The organism is Flavobacterium sp. SORGH_AS_0622, from assembly GCF_030818825.1.
Classification (GTDB): Bacteria; Bacteroidota; Bacteroidia; order Flavobacteriales; family Flavobacteriaceae; genus Flavobacterium.
Genome location: NZ_JAUTAX010000001.1, coordinates 4,528,603 through 4,546,834 on the forward strand (window position 1 = coordinate 4,528,603; position 18,232 = coordinate 4,546,834).

Below are 18,232 nucleotides of genomic sequence, written 5' to 3' on the forward strand. Positions count from 1 at the left end.
ATTAGAATGAATAATTAAAAATTTAATTAATGCTTTCAAAATCTAATCCAAAACTAATAATTACTATACTCCGATGCTTGTTTGTAGTCTTCATGATTACAAACAGCTACGGACAAAACACTACATACAATCAGTTTTGGAATGAGATTCAATTTAATCAGACTCTCAGCAAAAAATGGTCTACGGAAATAGACTTAAGTGCTGCATACAGCAGTACTGAATCTTCTTCAAATTTATTCGAAAATACAATTCAAAGATCTATACGAGGCTGGGCTCATTACTACTTTTCGCCTAGATGGAAATTTTCAACTTTTATAGCTCATTACAATAACAAAGACGTGCCTGAAATTGGACAATTTGAATCTCCAGAATGGCGTTTTGCTCTTCAGGGAATTTATTACTTTCATAAAACCGGCTACACTTTGAGTACTAGAATGCGAACGGAATTTCGTCACATGAAAAATCAAGATGATGACTACGAAAATGTATTTCGATACCGTCAACAAATAAAATACATACAACCAATAAACAGCAAAGTTTTAAGAGAAGGAGTAATATATGCAGTTGCTTCTGATGAAATTTATCTAAAATCTGGAACAAAAGTTACAGGAGAAAGTTTTTTTGATCGCAATAGACTAAATGTTGGGGCAGGATATTTATTTTCAGACGACATTCAGATTGAGCTCACGTACTGCAATGAGTTTTTACCTAGAAATAGTGGGAACCAAATCACTAATGCGGCATCAGTAACAATAAGCTTTAATAATCTTCTCAGAAATCTTCAAAAGAGAATTGCCAATAATCATAGTCCGAAAGATGAAGAAGAATAACTAATTTTCTTCTTTTTTCAAAAAGCATCTAAGTTGCTCAATAATCGCACTCTTATGTAGTTTGAAATTGTAACTTCTCACAAACTCGGTTCCCTGCATATTAATTTCTGCAATGACAGCTTCGTAATTCGAGAATGCTTCAATATCTTTTTCATCAATTAAATAAAGGACCTGCATAATCGAATCATTTCTTCGGTATTGGGTATCATAATGAACTAGCTTATAAGTATTGTTGTCTGCTAGGTGAATTATTAAATCGTCTTTGATCTTTTTTCCAATTTTCTTATCTGGAAAAGGAGTTGGCTGTAACGCTACAAAGTAATGTTCTTTATCTGTAACGATGTTAATTTTCAAAGACTTTGATTTTGTTGTATAAAATACAGCAGGATCAAAATAATATTGCATACTACCGTCTGGCTGTATCCTATTTTTAATCTCACATTGAGCATTAGATTTGCTATTACAAACAAAACAAAACAACAAAATTAAAAACATTATTTTCTTCATGTTGCTTGAAATTAAATTGTTACACTAACAAATTTAATCTTTTTTAGCCAAGAAAACTATCAAATTAAATTTCGTCATCCAATTCAGTTTTTTTTGTAACAATGTAATTGACTGGAAAACTAGACGAGAAATATTCTATTTCACTTTCTTCTTCGTCATTCGAAATGTTCACAAAATTTCCGTTATCATCAAAATGCTTAATAAACGGATCTTGATTTGGATCAAAATCTGGTCGCTGCCAGTCATAAACAATTGGTTTTGTATATTCTGGTGTTTTATAAAATAATGTCAGACCAAAACCTGTAATAAGTCCCGCCAAATGTCCTTCCCAAGAAATAGATTGATCAACATCAGGAAAAACATACCATATCATTCCACCATAAAGCAAAATAACGGTTAGTGACAAAGCGACTAATCTATAATACTTTGTTTGAATTCCTTTGAAGAAAATAAAACTTACTAACACATAAATTAATCCGCTTGCGCCAATATGGAAATTTTCTCTTCCCAAAATCCAAGTAATTAATCCAGAAAATAATATTCCGTATGTAATTACTCCAAATGTCTGTTTGGGATAAAAAAACTCCATCGCCGCTAATAATATTAAAAGCGGAATACTATTATTATATAAGTGGTCTAAATTTTCGTGAATAAAAGGACTAAACAAAACTCCTCGCAAACCCAAAAAGTCTCTTGGATAAATTCCGTATCGATAAAAATCAAAATCAAAGCGAATCTGCATCCAGTATATAATCCACAAAAAGAGGACAAAAAATAAAGGAAGTCCAATAACAGAATTTGAAAATTTAAAATTAGTGTCGCTCATACTTTTATCAATAACATTTATGAGAGCTCAAAAAACTATCCAAAAATATTTTACTGATATTTTGTCATAGAAAATAAAAAAATGTCTCAGATTGTAACAATCCTTCTTAGTATCAATTGTTTTAACTTTCAATAAATAAAATCTAAAACTAAAAATAGTAATTTTGTAGAATGGAAGCACCATTAGCAGAACGCATTCGCCCGCAAAAATTAGAAGACTATATTAGCCAGCACCATTTGGTTGGTCCGACTGGTTCTTTAACACAACAAATTTCAAAAGGAATAATTCCCTCTTTGATTTTCTGGGGACCTCCAGGCACAGGAAAAACAACTCTCGCCCAAATTATTGCACAAGAATCAAAAAGACCTTTTTATATTTTGAGTGCAATAAATTCTGGAGTAAAGGATATTCGCGATGTTATCGAAAAGGCAAAGCAAAGTGGCGGCTTGTTTACTGCTAAAAATCCTATTCTTTTTATTGACGAGATTCACAGATTTAGTAAATCACAACAAGATTCCCTTTTGGCTGCGGTCGAAAAAGGCTGGATAACTTTGATTGGTGCGACAACAGAGAACCCTAGTTTTGAGGTGATTCCTGCATTATTGTCACGTTGTCAAGTTTATATACTAAATGCTTTTACAAAAGCCGATTTAGAAGCGCTATTACAGCGCGCAATGAAAACTGATACATATTTATTGACAAAAAAAATAAATCTTAAAGAAACAGAGGCTTTATTACGCCTATCAGGTGGTGACGGCCGAAAATTGCTCAATATTTTTGAACTGATCATTAATGCATCTTCTGGTGACGAAATAACAATTACCAACGATCGTGTTTTAGAATTAGTACAGCAGAATACTGTTTTATATGACAAAACTGGTGAACAGCATTATGATATTATTTCAGCTTTTATAAAATCAATTCGCGGCAGTGATCCAAATGGTGCCGTCTATTGGCTCGCTAGAATGATTGAAGGCGGTGAAGATGTGAAGTTTATTGCTCGAAGAATGCTAATTCTTTCTAGCGAAGATATTGGCAATGCGAATCCGACAGCTTTTATCATGGCCAATAATACTTTTCAGGCAGTTACAACTATTGGATATCCTGAAAGCCGAATTATTTTAAGCCAATGCGCTATTTATCTTGCAACTTCTCCAAAGAGTAATGCTTCGTATATGGCAATTGGAAATGCACAGCAATTGGTAAAACAAACTGGAGATCTACCAGTACCAATTCATTTGCGAAATGCGCCAACTAAATTAATGAAAGAATTAGGATATGGAAATGAATATAAATATTCGCATGATTATGCTAATAATTTTGCGGAACAAGAATTCCTGCCAGATGCTATAAAAGAAACGGTTCTTTACAATCCTGGAAACAATTCTAGAGAGAACAGCAACCGAGAATTTTTAAAGAACCGTTGGAAAAATAAATATGGCTATTAAACCGTACTTTATATTTTAGAATTTAACTACAATTTTTTCTGAAACCAATTTATCATTTTGGTACGATTCAAAATACCATTGTCCATCTTCTTTTAAGATTAATGAACCTTGAACATTATCTTTAATGGCGATAAAAACATTACTTTGAGAAGTTTTAAGAAGCTTCATTACTACTTTCGGTGTTTTATCTATTAACTGATATCCAGATTCAGTTGGCTGCGCATATAATAAATTTGGATCTTTTAAATCTGGAGATGCAGTTGTAGCAGCAACTTGAGCTGCGGCAACTGTTGTAACTGCTGTAGTGGCAGCATTCGTTCTTACAGGTACAGATGACGTTTTAGATGTTGCAACAGGAGTACCGCTATATTTATAATGTAATGCATAAACAGATTTAAAAGCATTTTCTAATGCTTCTCTATATGCTAAATCATAATCTTTTTCTTTACTTCTTCCAACTTCAGAAGTAAAAACAACTTGACCAAAACAATCTTTGAATTGAACAATAAGTTTAGTTACCAAAAAAGCACTATCTTTTGTTACATCAATGTATAAAACCTGACAGCGATCTGTATATCCTTCTGGCAGTTGTTCATTTGTATAAAAAGCTTCAAAACCTGCTTTAAGTAAGTTCTGTTTACTCAAAGTTGCCAAACGATATTGATTATCAGTTTTTATAAAGTCATATTTTAGAGGCACAATTACAGCTTTGTAATCATTAACAGACTGCGCGAATCCAACAACTGAACATAAAATTGCAGTAATTAAAAGTTTAATCTTCATCATTATAAATATTTTTTTAGTTCTAATAAATGGTTAATTTGTTTATAATCTCCGGAAATATCCAATTTTTTCTCATTAAAGAAAATAGCGTCCAAGCCTGCATTTAAAGCGCCATTTACATCGGCTTCAAAATCGTCTCCAATCATAATACTGTTTTCTTTTGAAGTGTTGGCCAATTGTAATGCATAATCAAATATAATACTATTTGGCTTTTTAACTCCTGCTAATTCCGAATTTGTAATAGTAGCAAAATAACCTCCAAGCGAAGCATTATTTATTTTTTTTTCCTGCACATTAGCAAATCCGTTGGTAATAATATGAAGTTTGTATTTTGGTTTTAGATATTCCAAAACTTCTATTGCGCCATCAAAAAGATAATTGTTATCTGTTAGAAACTCAATGTAATCATTAGCAATTTCAAAGATATTTTCTTCTGATATTACATAATTTAAAGCATCAAAGGAAAACTTTAAACGATTGTAACGTAATTCCTGATGTGTAATTTTATCATTTTGATATAACCTCCAGCATTCCTGATTTATAGGAATATATTGTTTAATAAAATCTGCGGTAGGGATTTCCGCGTATTTCTCTTTAAAAATACGATCAAAAGCCATTTCTGAGTTTTTATCAAAATCCCAAAGTGTGTGATCTAAATCAAAAAAGATGTCTGTAATCTTGGTATTCATGTATTAAAAAATTCCTTCATCTACAAAACTATAATATTTTGATTCAGTTATAATCAAATGATCTAAAACTTTAACATCTAGACTTTCTCCTGCAAGTTTTATTTTTCTGGTAATTTGCTTGTCTGCATCACTCGGATTTAAGTTTCCAGAGGGGTGATTATGGCACAAAATCAAACCAGTAGCCCCATTTTCCATGGCTAATTTAAAAACTAATCTAACATCTACGACAGTTCCCGTAATACCTCCTTTACTCAATTGAGACTTTGAAATAACGCTATTAGAATTATTAAGAAAAAGCACCCAAAATTCTTCATGAGGAAGTTCTCCAATAATTGGCTGCATTATCTCGAAAACGGCTTTACTAGAAGATATTTTTTTGAATATTAACGCATCTTCACTTCTTTGTCTTCTTCCCAATTCTAATGCCGCAACAATAGAAATTGCTTTTGCTTCACCTACTCCTTTAAATTGCATTAAACTTGAAATAGACAATTTCCCTAAAGCATTCAGATTTCCTGCACTTGATAAGATTCGTTTACTTAAAGAAACCGCAGATTCATTTCGACTTCCAGAACCAATTAAGATTGCAATTAATTCGGCATCACTTAATACTTCCTTTCCTTTCAACATTAATTTCTCCCGAGGCTTGTCATCTTCGGACCAATCTGTGATCGGAAAATTAGATTTTTCCATAAATTAGAATAATTTTATTAGGGACGAAGATATTAAAAAGAAGAAAAATCTTTCAATAAATATTAATTATTTAAAAATAAAAAAACACTAATACTAGTTTAATCTACTTTCGATATGGTTAAAATTGCAAATAACTTCAAATATGAAAATTTAAATTAAGCACAAAAAAATGCCAACTGCATAAAGCAATCGGCATCTTCCATAATTTTCAAATTGACTAATTATCTAATTAATCAACCCCTTTACATCATCAAAGTTTAAGCCTCCGTAATTACCAGAACTCATTAATAAAAGTGCAGAATTATCGAGATTTAAATGGAATAAATATTCCTTAAATTCAGCTGGATTTGTATAAATAATTAAATCTTTTCTGTTGAATGAAGTTGCAATCTGCTCATAAGTAACTTCTTCTAATTGTTTAATTTTCACCGCATCTGGCGAATAAAAAACTACTGCAACATCAGCATATTCTAAAGCTCCTTCATATTCTTTCAAAAACTCAGCATTTAAGCTGCTGTACGTATGCAATTCTAAACAAGCCACTAAAGTTCTGTTTGGATATTGTTCTTTTACCGCTTTAGTAGTTGCAGCTACTTTACTTGGCGAATGGGCAAAATCTTTATAAGCTACTTTTCCTTTTCCTTCCGCAATTTTCTCCAAACGTTTAGATGCTCCTTTAAAACTTGCAATTGCTTCGTAAAAATCGGCTTCGTCTACGCCCATATTTTGGCAGATCCATTTTGCTCCTGCCAAATTATTCAAGTTATGCGCTCCAAAAACTTCAATTGGCATATCGCCTTCTGGGGTTTTCAATAAAGTTACACCATCACTCACAGAATATTCTGGAGTTGAATACGCAATTTTTCTAATCGGATTTGTGGCAGCTTCTGAAACACGTTTTACTTCTGGGTCATTTTCGTTGTAAACCAAAATGCCGCCGTTTGTAATTTTTTCAATAAAAATTTCAAACTGCTCTACATAATTTTCGTAGGTTGGAAAAACATTAATATGATCCCAGGCAATTCCAGAAATTAAGGCAATATTGGGTTGATACAAATGAAATTTCGGACGTCTGTCAATCGGCGAAGATAAATACTCATCACCTTCCAAAACCATAAAATCGTTTTCTTCGGTTAAATGAACCATTGTATCAAAACCTTCCAACTGTGCTCCTACCATATAATCGACAGCGATATTATGATAATGCATTACATGAAGAATCATCGAAGTAATAGTAGTTTTTCCGTGTGAACCACCAATTACAACACGAGTTTTATTTTTAGATTGTTCGTATAAAAATTCTGGATACGAATAGATTTTCAAACCTAATTCCTGCGCTTTTAATAATTCAGGATTATCAGCTTTTGCGTGCATTCCTAAAATAATCGCATCGATATCCGAAGTGATTTTTTCTGGAAACCAACCCAATTCTGCAGGAAGAATTCCTTTCTTGTCTAATCTTGATTTTGAAGGTTCAAAAATAGCATCATCACTTCCTGTAACCTGATATCCTTTATTATGTAATGCTAATGCAAGGTTGTGCATAGCGCTTCCGCCAATGGCGATGAAATGTGTTTTCATTGAATACGTTGAATCGTTTATATGTTGAATCGTTTATTCGATTAAACGAATACACAATTCAACGATTAAACCGGTTAATTATTCTTCAAAAATAATGAAATATTGTATGCTCTATTTGGTTTTGAAAATAAATTATTGATTAGCACTAAAATTATTTAACAAAAAACCCGACAAGCTTCAGAAGAAACCTGTCGGGTTTAATTTATAAATAAAATGAGATTATTTCACAATCGTCAATTCATCAATAATATTTTTAGCTCCAGCGTATTTGTCAATAATCCAAAGTACATAACGAATATCAACGTTGATAGTTCTTTGTAATTTAGGATCAAAGATAACGTCTCCCGCCATAGCTTCGATGTTTCCATCAAAAGCAATTCCGATTAATTCTCCTTTTCCGTTAAGAACCGGCGAACCTGAATTTCCTCCAGTGATATCGTTATCAGTTAAGAAATTTACTGGCATGTATCCAGCTTTATCAGCATACTGTCCGAAATCTTTTTTCTTGTTCAACTCTAATAAACGAGAAGGCAAGTCAAATTCTTGATCTCCTGCTTTGTATTTTTTAACCATACTTTCCATTGTTGTATAGTTATTAATTTTAGCATCTTCATTACGAGTATCTGCAGGTAAAGCGCGAACTTTTCCGTAAGTCAATCTCAAAGTAGAGTTTGCATCTGGATATTTAATTGCATTTAATTTTGATTCTCTTAAACCTTCTACCAATTTACGGTAAGCAGTTGCAAAACCATCATCAGCTTTTGCTTGATCGTCAGTTTTAGAACGGTATTTCGTCAATAAATCATTAGAAATAATATACAACGGATCGTGTACAATTGCCAATGGTTTTGGATCTGCTAAAAATGCCAATACTTTTTCTTTATTAGTAAAATAACTAATCTCTGTCGCTTTTGCCACATCTGCAGTAAAATCACCATTATTAGCAGTTTTCATTTTTGCAATTTCTGGAGCAAGTCCATACTCAGCAGCTTTAGAAGCGTATAAATTTAATTGTGCTGTTAAAACGTCTTTTTCTAATGGAGCGTAAAATTCACCATAGATACTTTCAACCAATGCATTAATTTTAGGAAGCATTTCAGCTTTCTTAGCATCATTTTCTTTGTAGTAAGCAATTAATGCATTTCCTAAGTTCGCTGGTCCAGTTGCATAACTAGAAGTACGTAAAAGCTGTGTCAAATAATTATCGTGACGTGCTTTTAAGTTTGTTTCTCTGTAATAATCGTTGATAGTAGGAATTACATTCTCGTACTTTTCTTTATTAGCAGGTTTAGTTGCCCATTCATAGAATTTATCTTCTTGTTCTGTTTTAGTTTCTACAGTTCCAGCTTTTGTCAACGCATCAATCATACCTTGACGGTTTTTCCAATAATTAGCTGTCGAAGCATATTTAGAAGCATATTGTAAACGAACAGTTGCATCCTTATCCATATACTTTTTCATTTGGTCCATTCCGGTTTTTGCACCTTCAACCCAAGCAGGATAAGCATATTTAATGTTTTGTTCGATTCCGCCAGCCGGCATCCAACGATTTGTTCTTCCAGGATATCCTAAAATCATTGCGAAATCATTTTCTTTTACCCCTTTAATACTTACAGGTAAATAGTGTTTAGGCTGCAATGGCACGTTGTCTTTTGAATATGCTGCAGGATTTCCGTTTTTATCAGCGTAAACTCTAAACATAGAGAAATCTCCCGTTTGACGAGGCCACTCCCAGTTGTCTGTATCACCTCCAAATTTACCAACACTTTCTGGCGGAGTTCCAACTAGACGAACATCTGTATAATCTTGATAAACAAAATAGTAGTATTCATTTCCTTGAAAGAAAGGACGAACAGAAACAGTGTATTTTCCGTTTTCGCTATTTTCTTTTTCAATTAAACTAATCTCTTGTTGAATGATTTTGTTTCTTTCTGTTTCTGTCATTGTATCGTTTACTTTAGACAAAATTCTTTTAGAAACATCATCCATACGAACAAAGAAACGAACGAATAAAGATTTAGGCTTTAGTTCTTCTGAACGATTTTTTGCCCAGAAACCATTTTTCAAATGATTTTGTTCTGCTGTTGAAAGTTCTGCAATCGCGCTATATCCACAGTGGTGATTAGTCAATACCAATCCGCTGTTTGAAACGATTTCAGCAGTACAGCCTCCATTAAATTGTACAATGGCATCTTTTAAACTATGATTGTTAATGCTGTAAATTTCTTCGGCTGTCAATTGCAAGCCCATTTTCTCCATATCTCTATGGTTCAATCTTTCGATAAACATCAAGAACCACATTCCTTCATCGGCTCTTACTGGAAAAGCCATAAGGCACATGGTCAAGAATAAAACTACTTTTTTCATGTTATTTTGTTTAAGTGATGCGAATATAACTCATTTTCGCAAAAAAAATAAACATAACTCCAAAAAACAAAACATAATAAATTAAATAATACTTGATTTTGCGAAATTCATAATTTTATTAAGATGATAGCAAAGTTTAAATTTAACACCATAAACACAGCGAAAGAATTAAAAATCTCCAAAAAATTGATTTTAAAAATTAAAACTCATTATTATTTGTAAAAATTAACTTTCAATTAAAAAATTATAGCCTAAAATATTTCTTACAAAATGTTTTGATTTAAATTTGCCTTCCAAATAAATAAAATTAAAAATGAAAAAATTATTACTAGCAGTTGTAATACTAGTTACAACTATTGCGAGTGCGCAAAAAAACTCAATCTTGTTAGGCGGAAATGTTGGATTCTCTTCTGAGAAAATTGGTGATTCGAAACTTGAAAATTTTGAATTCTCTCCAAGAGTTGGATATCAATTTGCTGAAAAATGGACAGCTGGAGTAGAAGGTTCAATCATGAATGTAAAAACTACTGGGGTGGACAAAACAGAAAAATACAAAATTGGAGGTTTTGTACGTTACTCAACACCACTTTCTCAAATGTTTTCTTTCTACGCAGATTTAGGTGTTGGATACCAAAACACTTCATTAAACAATGCAAAAGGAATGTATGCAAGTTTAACACCTGCTTTATTTATCAATATGAAAAATGGTTTTGGTTTGAATTTTTCTATTGGAGGAATTAACTACGATAATCTTGACGGAAAAAATGATCCAAGACAAGAACGTTTAGGTTTTGATTTTGGAAAAACTTTAAACATTGGAGTTTCTAAAAACTTCGCATTATAAATTGGAGGATTTAGTTACGAGTAAATCCTTTCTACTTTTTGTTTCTGCACAAAAAGTAAAAACCCGACAATAGAAATTGTCGGGTTTTATATTTATAGAATGGTACGTATTGTATTATTCGTTAAGCATTTTCCAAAGTTTATCTTTCAAATCTGTCAAACCTTGCTGAGCAACCGACGAAATAAACATGTAGGGAACATCTTTGAATGTTACATCTAGTTCTGCTTTTAACTCTGCTTTTAATTCATCATCCAGCATATCGCATTTTGAAATTACTAAAAGACGTTCTTTATCCAGCATTTCAGGATTGTATTTAGTCAATTCATTAACTAAAATATCATATTCTGCTCTAATATCTGGCGTATCAACTGGAACTAAAAACAATAAAGTCGAATTACGCTCAATATGTCTTAAAAAATAATGCCCTAAACCTTTTCCTTCTGCCGCACCTTCGATAATTCCAGGAATATCTGCAATTACAAAAGATTGGAAATCTCTGTACGCAACAATTCCTAAATTAGGTTTTAGTGTTGTAAAAGGATAATCTGCAATTTTTGGTTTTGCTGAAGTTAAAACAGACAATAAAGTAGATTTTCCTGCATTTGGAAAACCAACTAAACCAACATCTGCCAAAACTTTAAGTTCCAAAATTACATCCATTTCCACACCGAGTAAACCTGGCTGTGCGTAACGAGGCGTTTGGTTTGTCGAACTTCTAAAATGCCAGTTTCCTAAACCTCCCTTTCCTCCTTTTGCAAGAATTTGTTTTTCTCCGTGTTCTGTAATTTCAAAAAGTGTTTCACCAGTTTCTTTGTCTTTTACAACAGTTCCTAGCGGCACTTCAATAATTTTATCTTCTCCATCTGCACCTGTACTGCGGTCTCCACCACCATCTCCACCGTGTCCAGCTTTAATGTGACGTGCAAACTTTAAATGAAATAATGTCCAAAGTCCTTTATTCCCAACTAAATATACATGCCCTCCGCGGCCTCCATCTCCTCCGTCCGGACCACCTTTTTCAATAAATTTCTCTCTATGTAAATGCGTAGATCCTTTTCCTCCTTTTCCGGAAGAAACATATATCTTAACGTAATCTACAAAATTCCCTTCTGTCATTTTTGTTTGTTTATGTGTAGTTTCTAAGTTTCAGGTTTCAAGTTTCAAGTTAAGTGCGTTGCGCTAACTTGAAACCTGAAACTTTAAACTTGAAACAAATTCTCTCTACTCTTTAAGCGCTTTCACAAGCACTTTATCAATTTTTACGCCGTCCATGTCGACAACTTCTAGGACGAATTTTTGCCAGACTAGTTTTTCTCCTTCTTTTGGAATATGAGAAAGCTCCGTCATAATCATGCCGCTTACGGTGTTTACTTCGTAATCGTTTGTCAGCTCGTCTAACTCAAAATAAGTTAAGAAATCGTGTAACGAATAATGTCCGTCAACCAGCCAAGAACCATCTTCTCTTTCTATAAGCTGAAATTCATCTTTATAAAATTCAGATGCATCTCCAACTAACGCCTCCAGAATATCATTCAACGTAATCAAACCTTGAAAAACACCATATTCGTCTGAAACTAAAGCATAATGAACGCCAGTTTTCTTGAAATTTTCTAACGCTTTGTAAGCTGTTGTCTGCTCCATTAAATAGGGCGCATCAGAAACGATAGCTGATAAATCAAAATTATCATTTTCGATACTAGCGAAAATATTTTTAAGAGTTACTACTCCAACTATATCATCGTAATTATCATTATAAACTGGGTAAACCGTATGCAGATCCTGAACTACTAATTCTTTAATCTTTTCCTTATCTGCTTTTAATGGCAGCATGTCAACCGATTTGCGATGCGTCATTAAAGAGTTTACTTTTCTATCACCAATATGAAAAACACGTTCCACAATATCTTGTTCAATTTCTTGAACTTCTCCAACTTCAGTTCCTTCTTTAATTATGGCTTTAATTTCTTCTTCGGTAACTTTTCCGTCGGCGGTTGGTTTTATCTGAAAAACATTCAATAGAAAATCTGTTGAAGATGTCAAAAGCCAGATAAAAGGTGCTGTAATTATCGAAATTACTTTCATTGGCATTGCTACCATTTTTGCAATTGCTTCTGGATAATTTAATCCGATTCGTTTTGGAAGTAATTCTCCTAAAACCAATGAGAAGAAAGTTAAAATTACAACCACAATTCCAACAGCTACTGAGTGTGCATAAGGTTTTAAAAATGCAAAACCGGCAACGAAAATTTCAACATCTGCAGTTACTTTATCTCCAGAATAAATACCTGTTAAAATTCCGATTAAGGTAATTCCGATTTGTACTGTAGATAAAAATTTGTTAGGCGAGTTGGCTAAATCGAGTGCTGTTTTAGCACTTTTATTGCCTTTTTTCGCTGCTGTTTCAAGCCTGTTTTTACGGGCAGAAATCAAAGCGATTTCGGACATGGAGAAAACTCCGTTTAAGAGAATTAGAAAAAATATAATTAGTATTTCCAATTGATAGGGGATTCGTTATAAAATGGTCTTGTTAAATGCAATTTGTACTCTCAATTTATTCTAGCCCAGATGGAAGTGAAAAGCCCGGAGCTAAAAAAACTAATTTTTCCTGCCATAAAACAGCGACCAGCGGAAGCTCGTTTTAGGGTTTGGAAAAATAGTTTTTTTAGCGAGGACTTGTAACGTACAGCTGGAAAAAGCTTCTACAAATTATCTATAACTGACGTTAAGCGCTCTGTAATTTGTTCAATAGTTCCGATACCGTCTACGGCATGAAACTTATTTTGTTCTTTATAATATCCAATTAGCGGAGCTGTTTTCTCATTGTATTCTTGATATCTCACACGAATTTTTTCTTCGTCTTGATCATCAGCTCTTCCGCTTGTTTTTCCTCTTTCTAATAAACGTTTTACCAAAATTTCGTCATCTGCTTCTAAAGCGATTGTTGCAGTTACGCTTGACCCAATTGTTGGCAGAAATTTATCTAAAGCCTCAGCCTGATTAATTGTTCTTGGATAACCGTCGAACAAAAATCCTGCTGTATCAGGATGCTTTTTTACCTCATCAATTAACATTGCAGTTGTTACTTCACATGGAACCAATTCTCCATTATCCATAAAAACTCTTGCTTTTTTACCTAGTTCTGTGTCATTTTTTAAATTAAAACGAAAAATATCTCCTGTTGAAAGATGTGTTAAATTATATTTTTCCTTTAAAAATTCTGCCTGAGTTCCTTTTCCTGCACCAGGCTTTCCAAATAAAACAATGTTAATCATAATTGAAATGAGTGTTGTTACTTCTAATTTTTGTCAGAAGTTTTTAAATGAATATATAGTTGTGTTTTTTTATTCTGCTAATTTATAGACTTCGGTTAAGTTTCTCCCTAAACCATCGTAGTCCAAACCGTAACCTACAATAAATTTATTTGGAATACGAACTCCAACGTAATCTATCTTAATGTCTTTTTTATAAGCTTCTGGTTTAAAGAATAAAGTGGCAATTTTAAAATGCTTGACATTTTTTTCTTTAAACAAACGTTTCAATTCTTCGATCGTGTTTCCAGTATCGATAATATCTTCAATAATTATAACCGTTCTTCCAGTCAAATCCTGATTGATTCCTATTAATTCTTTAACCGAATTAGTAGTTTCAGTTCCTTCATACGATGCCATTTTTATAAATGAAACCTCGCATGGTTTTTTGTATTTCTTTAAAAAATCTGACACTACCATAAAAGCGCCATTCAAAACTCCAATAAAAATTGGTGTATCATCTCCAAAATCATCCTCTACCTGAGCCACTATTTTAGTTAAAGCAAAATCAATTTCTTTAGCCGAAATAAACGGAACAAATTGTTTATCGTGAAGTTGTATCATTATTTTTCTTTTTAAAATAATGCACAAAGATACATAATTACAACTTAACTGCTTCTATCAAAATAAACTGTATATCGATATTTTTTACGAATGTTAAATATCAGTTAATAATTACAAATTATTTTTTGACGGTATTTTTAATTTGAGTAAATTGTTGTGATATAAATATTTAACTCCAAGAATTCAAATGAAAAAATCCTTACCACTATTTTCTATATCATTATTGGCACTAATGACCGCATGCAACGGGCAAGTTAAAAAAGAAGAAAAAGAAGTTTTAGCCAAACAACCCAATACTATTGTAAAAACTGCTATTGGTGATTTAACGCTTCCACCGCCTTACGCAACTGAATCTAAAACGAACAATAGCAAAGTTATAGGCTGGTCTGAAGGTAAAACGCCAAAAGCACCAGAAGGTTTTACTGTAACTAAATTTGCTGACGGATTTGAAAATCCGCGATGGACTTACATCGCGCCCAACCAAGATATTTTTGTTGTCGAAAGCGGAACAAGATCCAGCAAAAATCAAATTACGGTTTTACGTGATAAAGATAAAGACGGAAAATTTGAAACTCGTGAAGTTTTTATATCTGGATTAAACAAACCTTTTGGAATGCTGGTTCTTAAAGACTTTTTCTACATTGCAAATACCGACGGATTATACCGTTATCCTTATAAAAACAATCCGTTGAAATTGGAAACAAAAGGAGAAAAAATTCTTGAACTTCCTGCCGGCGGTTACAACAACCACTGGACTAGAAATTTATTGGCAAGTTCTGATGGAAGCAAAATCTATGTTTCTGTAGGCTCCGGAAGTAATGTGGGCGAAAACGGAATGGACAAAGAAGTTCGTCGTGCCGCTATTTTAGAAATTAATCCTGACGGAACAGGCGAAAAAATCTATGCTTCGGGATTGCGAAATCCTGTTGGAATGGATTGGAATCCAGCTAACAAAGAACTATGGACTGCTGTAAATGAGCGCGATGAATTAGGCGACGACTTAGTTCCAGATTATATTACAAGTGTAAAAAGAGATGGTTTCTACGGATGGCCGTATTCTTATTTTGGAAGTATTCCTGATCCAAGATTGAAAGGTGAAAGAAAAGATTTAGTCGAAAAAGCTATTGTTCCTGATGTTCCTGTAGGTTCTCATACTGCTTCGTTGGGATTGGCTTTTTATACCAAAAATGCTTTTCCTGCTAAATATAAAAACGGAGCTTTTGTAGGGCAGCATGGTTCTTGGAACCGTTCTAAAATTTCTGGTTACAAAGTGCTATTCGTTCCTTTTAAAGATGGAAAACCTTCAGGAAAACCAGAAGATTTCTTAACTGGTTTTATTTCTGATTCTAATAAAGCTGAAGTTTACGGACGCCCGGTCGCGGTAACAGTTATGAATGACGGATCGCTTTTGGTAAATGACGACAGCGGAAATACCATTTGGAAAGTTACTGCGAATAAATAAAGTTTTTAAAAATAGAAATTCCAAATTCCAGACTATAAAAATTAAACACATAGAGACATAGATTTTTGTTTCGTAGATTAAGATTAAAAAGAAACTCGTTTTCACACATAGCTATGTGACTTTAGGAAAAGTGAAACGCCTTTTTGCCTCAATGAAACCTATGTTTCTATGTGTTAAATAAAACTGCATTTTAACCATTCCATTTATGCCGTCCAAAAAATACCTTCTTTTTTTCTTTATTCTTTTTATTTCTAAAAACATTTTAGCACAGGAAAAAGAAGTTCAAAATATTGATTCTGTAAAAACCCAAAAACTGAATGAAGTTTTAATAAGTCCGCTTCATATTAACCGAGATTTACAAAACAGCCCTGCTTCTATTGGCATTTTATCTGAAAAAGAATTACTTCGAAATAACACTACCGACATCAGTAATGTCATTAACACTATTCCAGGCGTTTTTATGCAATCGTCAAATATTACTACAACCCGAATTTCGATTCGCGGTATTGGCGCCAGAACTCCTTACGGAACAAATAAAATCAGAGCCTTTTACGGAAGCATTCCTTTGACATCTGGAAACAGCGAAACGGTAATTGACGACATCGATCTTCAAAATATTAATCAGATTGAAGTTATAAAAGGACCGCTTTCGAGTATTTACGGAGCAGGATTGGGCGGTGCGATTTTAATTTCACCACAAACCTTAAAAAATGGGCAATATCAAGCTGAAGTGAGTTCTGTTTTTGGTTCTTTTGGATTACTGAAAAACAGAGTGAGTTTTGATTTGAATGAAAAACACGCTTCCGTAAGTCTGAATTATCACAATTTAAAAACAGATGGCTGGCGCGAAAACAGCGCCTATAATCGGGAAGGAATTACACTTTCTGGGGAATTATTTCGAAAGAAAAAACAGCAAGATGACATATTTTTCTAATTATACTTATTTAAAAGCTTTTATTCCCAGTTCAATCAACAAAACAACTTTTGAAAATAATCCGCAGGCGGGCGCACCAACTTGGGTCGCTTCAAAAGGATTTAAAGAATATAAATCGACTCTCGGCGGATTGTCTTATGATTTCAAAATAAACGATCACCTCAACAATTCGACTTCTGTTTTTATCAATTATAAAGACAGCAACGAACCACGTCCTTTTGATATTTTACGCCAATATACTTTTGCATCAGGTGTCAGAACTCAATTTTCTGGTGATTTTACAATTGGAAAAATTAAAAATCAATTTATTGGCGGAATTGAATATTTCAACGATAATTACAGCGGTAATACTTTCGAAAATCTCTATCAGCAAAATAATGGAAATGGAAGTTTACAAGGCGATCAGCTTACGGCAACCGATCAAAAAAGACATTTTTACAATATTTTTTCGCAAATTAGAACTTTACTTTCCGATCAATTTGAAATTCAAGCAGGATTAAATTACAACAAAACAAAATTTGAACTTCAAAATGATTTTCCCGCTTCCGCGAATGATCCGAAGGAAAAATACAGTTATGATGGAATTTTTTCACCGCAGCTTTCTTTTTTATACAAACCGAATGAAGTTCGAACTTTTTACTTTTCTGTAAGCCGAGGATTTTCTCTTCCTGCAACCGAAGAAACTTTAACCTCAACTGGAAACATCAATCCAAACATTAAACCCGAGACAGGTTACAATTTTGAATTGGGCGGAAAACTTCATTTCTTCAACAAAAAACTATATACTCAAATTGCCGTTTACCGAATGGAAATTAAAGATTTACTGGTTGCGAAAAGAATTGGCGACGATCAATACGAAGGTGTAAATGCTGGAAAAACTTTTCATGAAGGAATCGAAATTTCACTCAACCACAATTGGCCAATTAATCGAATTTTTAATCTAAATTCTTATATCGGAACATCGATTGGAAATTATGAATTTAAGGAATTTGTTGATAATGGAAATGATTTTTCTGGAAACAAATTAACTGGAGTTCCCGCCAATACAGCAAGTGCTGGTTTTACTTTAAATACGAGTTCAGGATTTTACTTTACAGCCGATTTTCAGTTTACCGATAAAATTCCGCTAAATGATTCTAACGCTGATTTTTCTGATTCTTATTCTTTATTAAATTTAAAAACAGGTTATCAATTCGAAATTTTATCTGGTTTAAAAGCTCATATTGATGCTGGCGTAAATAATGTCACGAACGAAAAGTACGCTTCGATGATTCTGACTAACGCAACCGCAGTAGGAAATGCACAGCCAAGATTTTATTATCCCGGATTACCAATAAATTATTTCGGAATTATCTCACTAAATTACTTATTTTAGCAGAGTATTTAATACCACAAA

General features: G+C 33.1%; 17 protein-coding genes. 6 read left to right on the top strand and 11 right to left on the bottom strand.

Annotated elements, in window-relative coordinates; genetic code table 11:
* The first annotated feature begins 29 nt into the window (after positions 1-29).
* Positions 30-830: a DUF2490 domain-containing protein gene (locus QE431_RS19430; protein ID WP_307299528.1), complete on the top strand. Its 801-nt coding sequence runs from the start codon at positions 30-32 to the stop codon at positions 828-830.
* Here QE431_RS19430 and QE431_RS19435 read toward each other — a convergent pair whose 3' ends face one another.
* Both QE431_RS19435 and QE431_RS19440 read right to left on the bottom strand, forming a co-directional pair.
* Positions 831-1,184: a hypothetical protein gene (locus QE431_RS19435; RefSeq protein WP_243839390.1), complete on the bottom strand. Its 354-nt coding sequence runs from the start codon at positions 1,182-1,184 to the stop codon at positions 831-833.
* Positions 1,185-1,401: 217 nt separating this feature from the next.
* Positions 1,402-2,163, bottom strand: coding sequence for a rhomboid family intramembrane serine protease (locus tag QE431_RS19440; protein WP_307299530.1), 762 nt, complete (start codon positions 2,161-2,163; stop codon positions 1,402-1,404).
* A gap of 170 nt (positions 2,164-2,333) precedes the next feature.
* Between QE431_RS19440 and QE431_RS19445 the strand changes: the two genes are divergently transcribed.
* On the top strand, positions 2,334-3,611 hold the full coding sequence (locus QE431_RS19445) for a replication-associated recombination protein A (protein ID WP_307299531.1): 1,278 nt from the start codon (positions 2,334-2,336) through the stop codon (positions 3,609-3,611).
* Positions 3,612-3,626: 15 nt separating this feature from the next.
* On the opposite strand, the gene QE431_RS19450 is transcribed toward QE431_RS19445, so the two are convergent.
* The 5 genes from QE431_RS19450 to QE431_RS19470 form a co-directional block, all read right to left on the bottom strand.
* Positions 3,627-4,397, bottom strand: a complete 771-nt coding sequence (locus QE431_RS19450) for a hypothetical protein (protein WP_307299533.1) — start codon at positions 4,395-4,397, stop codon at positions 3,627-3,629.
* Positions 4,397-5,083, bottom strand: a complete 687-nt coding sequence (locus QE431_RS19455; protein WP_307299535.1) for a YjjG family noncanonical pyrimidine nucleotidase — start codon at positions 5,081-5,083, stop codon at positions 4,397-4,399. Before QE431_RS19455 ends, QE431_RS19450 begins: the two co-directional genes overlap by 1 nt.
* A gap of 3 nt (positions 5,084-5,086) precedes the next feature.
* The gene (gene radC, locus QE431_RS19460; protein ID WP_307299536.1) at positions 5,087-5,776 is read right to left on the bottom strand and encodes a DNA repair protein RadC; all 690 of its coding nucleotides are present in this window, start codon (positions 5,774-5,776) and stop codon (positions 5,087-5,089) included.
* Positions 5,777-6,001: 225 nt separating this feature from the next.
* Positions 6,002-7,357: a UDP-N-acetylmuramate--L-alanine ligase gene (murC, locus tag QE431_RS19465; protein WP_307299537.1), complete on the bottom strand. Its 1,356-nt coding sequence runs from the start codon at positions 7,355-7,357 to the stop codon at positions 6,002-6,004.
* 219 nt (positions 7,358-7,576) lie between these two features.
* The gene (locus QE431_RS19470) at positions 7,577-9,724 is read right to left on the bottom strand and encodes a S46 family peptidase (RefSeq protein WP_307299538.1); all 2,148 of its coding nucleotides are present in this window, start codon (positions 9,722-9,724) and stop codon (positions 7,577-7,579) included.
* A 313-nt stretch (positions 9,725-10,037) separates the two neighbouring features.
* On the opposite strand from QE431_RS19470, the gene QE431_RS19475 reads away from it, so the two are divergent.
* Positions 10,038-10,568 (top strand): porin family protein, encoded by a 531-nt coding sequence (locus tag QE431_RS19475; RefSeq protein WP_307299540.1) that lies wholly within the window; start codon positions 10,038-10,040, stop codon positions 10,566-10,568.
* Between the two features lie 114 nt (positions 10,569-10,682).
* On the opposite strand, the gene obgE is transcribed toward QE431_RS19475, so the two are convergent.
* The 4 genes from obgE to hpt form a co-directional block, all read right to left on the bottom strand.
* Positions 10,683-11,684, bottom strand: coding sequence for a GTPase ObgE (gene obgE, locus QE431_RS19480; protein WP_057114945.1), 1,002 nt, complete (start codon positions 11,682-11,684; stop codon positions 10,683-10,685).
* 105 nt (positions 11,685-11,789) lie between these two features.
* On the bottom strand, positions 11,790-13,064 hold the full coding sequence (locus tag QE431_RS19485) for a hemolysin family protein (RefSeq protein ID WP_113676555.1): 1,275 nt from the start codon (positions 13,062-13,064) through the stop codon (positions 11,790-11,792).
* Between the two features lie 203 nt (positions 13,065-13,267).
* On the bottom strand, positions 13,268-13,840 hold the full coding sequence (locus QE431_RS19490; RefSeq protein ID WP_057124310.1) for an adenylate kinase: 573 nt from the start codon (positions 13,838-13,840) through the stop codon (positions 13,268-13,270).
* A 69-nt stretch (positions 13,841-13,909) separates the two neighbouring features.
* Positions 13,910-14,440, bottom strand: coding sequence for a hypoxanthine phosphoribosyltransferase (hpt, locus tag QE431_RS19495; protein ID WP_057114948.1), 531 nt, complete (start codon positions 14,438-14,440; stop codon positions 13,910-13,912).
* A 187-nt stretch (positions 14,441-14,627) separates the two neighbouring features.
* Here hpt and QE431_RS19500 point away from each other — a divergent pair, with 187 nt between their 5' ends.
* The 3 genes from QE431_RS19500 to QE431_RS19510 all read left to right on the top strand — a co-directional run bounded on the left by QE431_RS19500 (position 14,628) and on the right by QE431_RS19510 (position 18,211).
* Positions 14,628-15,902, top strand: coding sequence for a sorbosone dehydrogenase family protein (locus QE431_RS19500; protein ID WP_307299544.1), 1,275 nt, complete (start codon positions 14,628-14,630; stop codon positions 15,900-15,902).
* Positions 15,903-16,107: 205 nt separating this feature from the next.
* Complete coding sequence (locus QE431_RS19505; RefSeq protein WP_307299546.1) at positions 16,108-16,836, top strand: TonB-dependent receptor plug domain-containing protein; 729 nt, start codon at positions 16,108-16,110, stop codon at positions 16,834-16,836.
* Positions 16,820-18,211 (top strand): TonB-dependent receptor, encoded by a 1,392-nt coding sequence (locus QE431_RS19510; RefSeq protein ID WP_307299547.1) that lies wholly within the window; start codon positions 16,820-16,822, stop codon positions 18,209-18,211. The genes QE431_RS19505 and QE431_RS19510 overlap by 17 nt, the downstream gene beginning before the upstream one ends.
* Positions 18,212-18,232: the final 21 nt, after the last annotated feature.

Bases quoted from the DNA above. Each gene is read 5' to 3' on its own strand.
- QE431_RS19430 (WP_307299528.1), top strand. From the start codon at position 30: ATGCTTTCAAAATCTAATCCAAAACTAATAATTACTATACTCCGATGC.
- QE431_RS19440 (WP_307299530.1), bottom strand. From the start codon at position 2,163: ATGAGCGACACTAATTTTAAATTTTCAAATTCTGTTATTGGACTTCCT.
- QE431_RS19445 (WP_307299531.1), top strand. From the start codon at position 2,334: ATGGAAGCACCATTAGCAGAACGCATTCGCCCGCAAAAATTAGAAGAC.
- QE431_RS19450 (WP_307299533.1), bottom strand. From the start codon at position 4,397: ATGATGAAGATTAAACTTTTAATTACTGCAATTTTATGTTCAGTTGTT.
- QE431_RS19455 (WP_307299535.1), bottom strand. From the start codon at position 5,083: ATGAATACCAAGATTACAGACATCTTTTTTGATTTAGATCACACACTT.
- radC (WP_307299536.1), bottom strand. From the start codon at position 5,776: ATGGAAAAATCTAATTTTCCGATCACAGATTGGTCCGAAGATGACAAG.
- murC (WP_307299537.1), bottom strand. From the start codon at position 7,357: ATGAAAACACATTTCATCGCCATTGGCGGAAGCGCTATGCACAACCTT.
- QE431_RS19470 (WP_307299538.1), bottom strand. From the start codon at position 9,724: ATGAAAAAAGTAGTTTTATTCTTGACCATGTGCCTTATGGCTTTTCCA.
- QE431_RS19475 (WP_307299540.1), top strand. From the start codon at position 10,038: ATGAAAAAATTATTACTAGCAGTTGTAATACTAGTTACAACTATTGCG.
- obgE (WP_057114945.1), bottom strand. From the start codon at position 11,684: ATGACAGAAGGGAATTTTGTAGATTACGTTAAGATATATGTTTCTTCC.
- QE431_RS19490 (WP_057124310.1), bottom strand. From the start codon at position 13,840: ATGATTAACATTGTTTTATTTGGAAAGCCTGGTGCAGGAAAAGGAACT.
- hpt (WP_057114948.1), bottom strand. From the start codon at position 14,440: ATGATACAACTTCACGATAAACAATTTGTTCCGTTTATTTCGGCTAAA.
- QE431_RS19500 (WP_307299544.1), top strand. From the start codon at position 14,628: ATGAAAAAATCCTTACCACTATTTTCTATATCATTATTGGCACTAATG.
- QE431_RS19505 (WP_307299546.1), top strand. From the start codon at position 16,108: ATGCCGTCCAAAAAATACCTTCTTTTTTTCTTTATTCTTTTTATTTCT.
- QE431_RS19510 (WP_307299547.1), top strand. From the start codon at position 16,820: ATGACATATTTTTCTAATTATACTTATTTAAAAGCTTTTATTCCCAGT.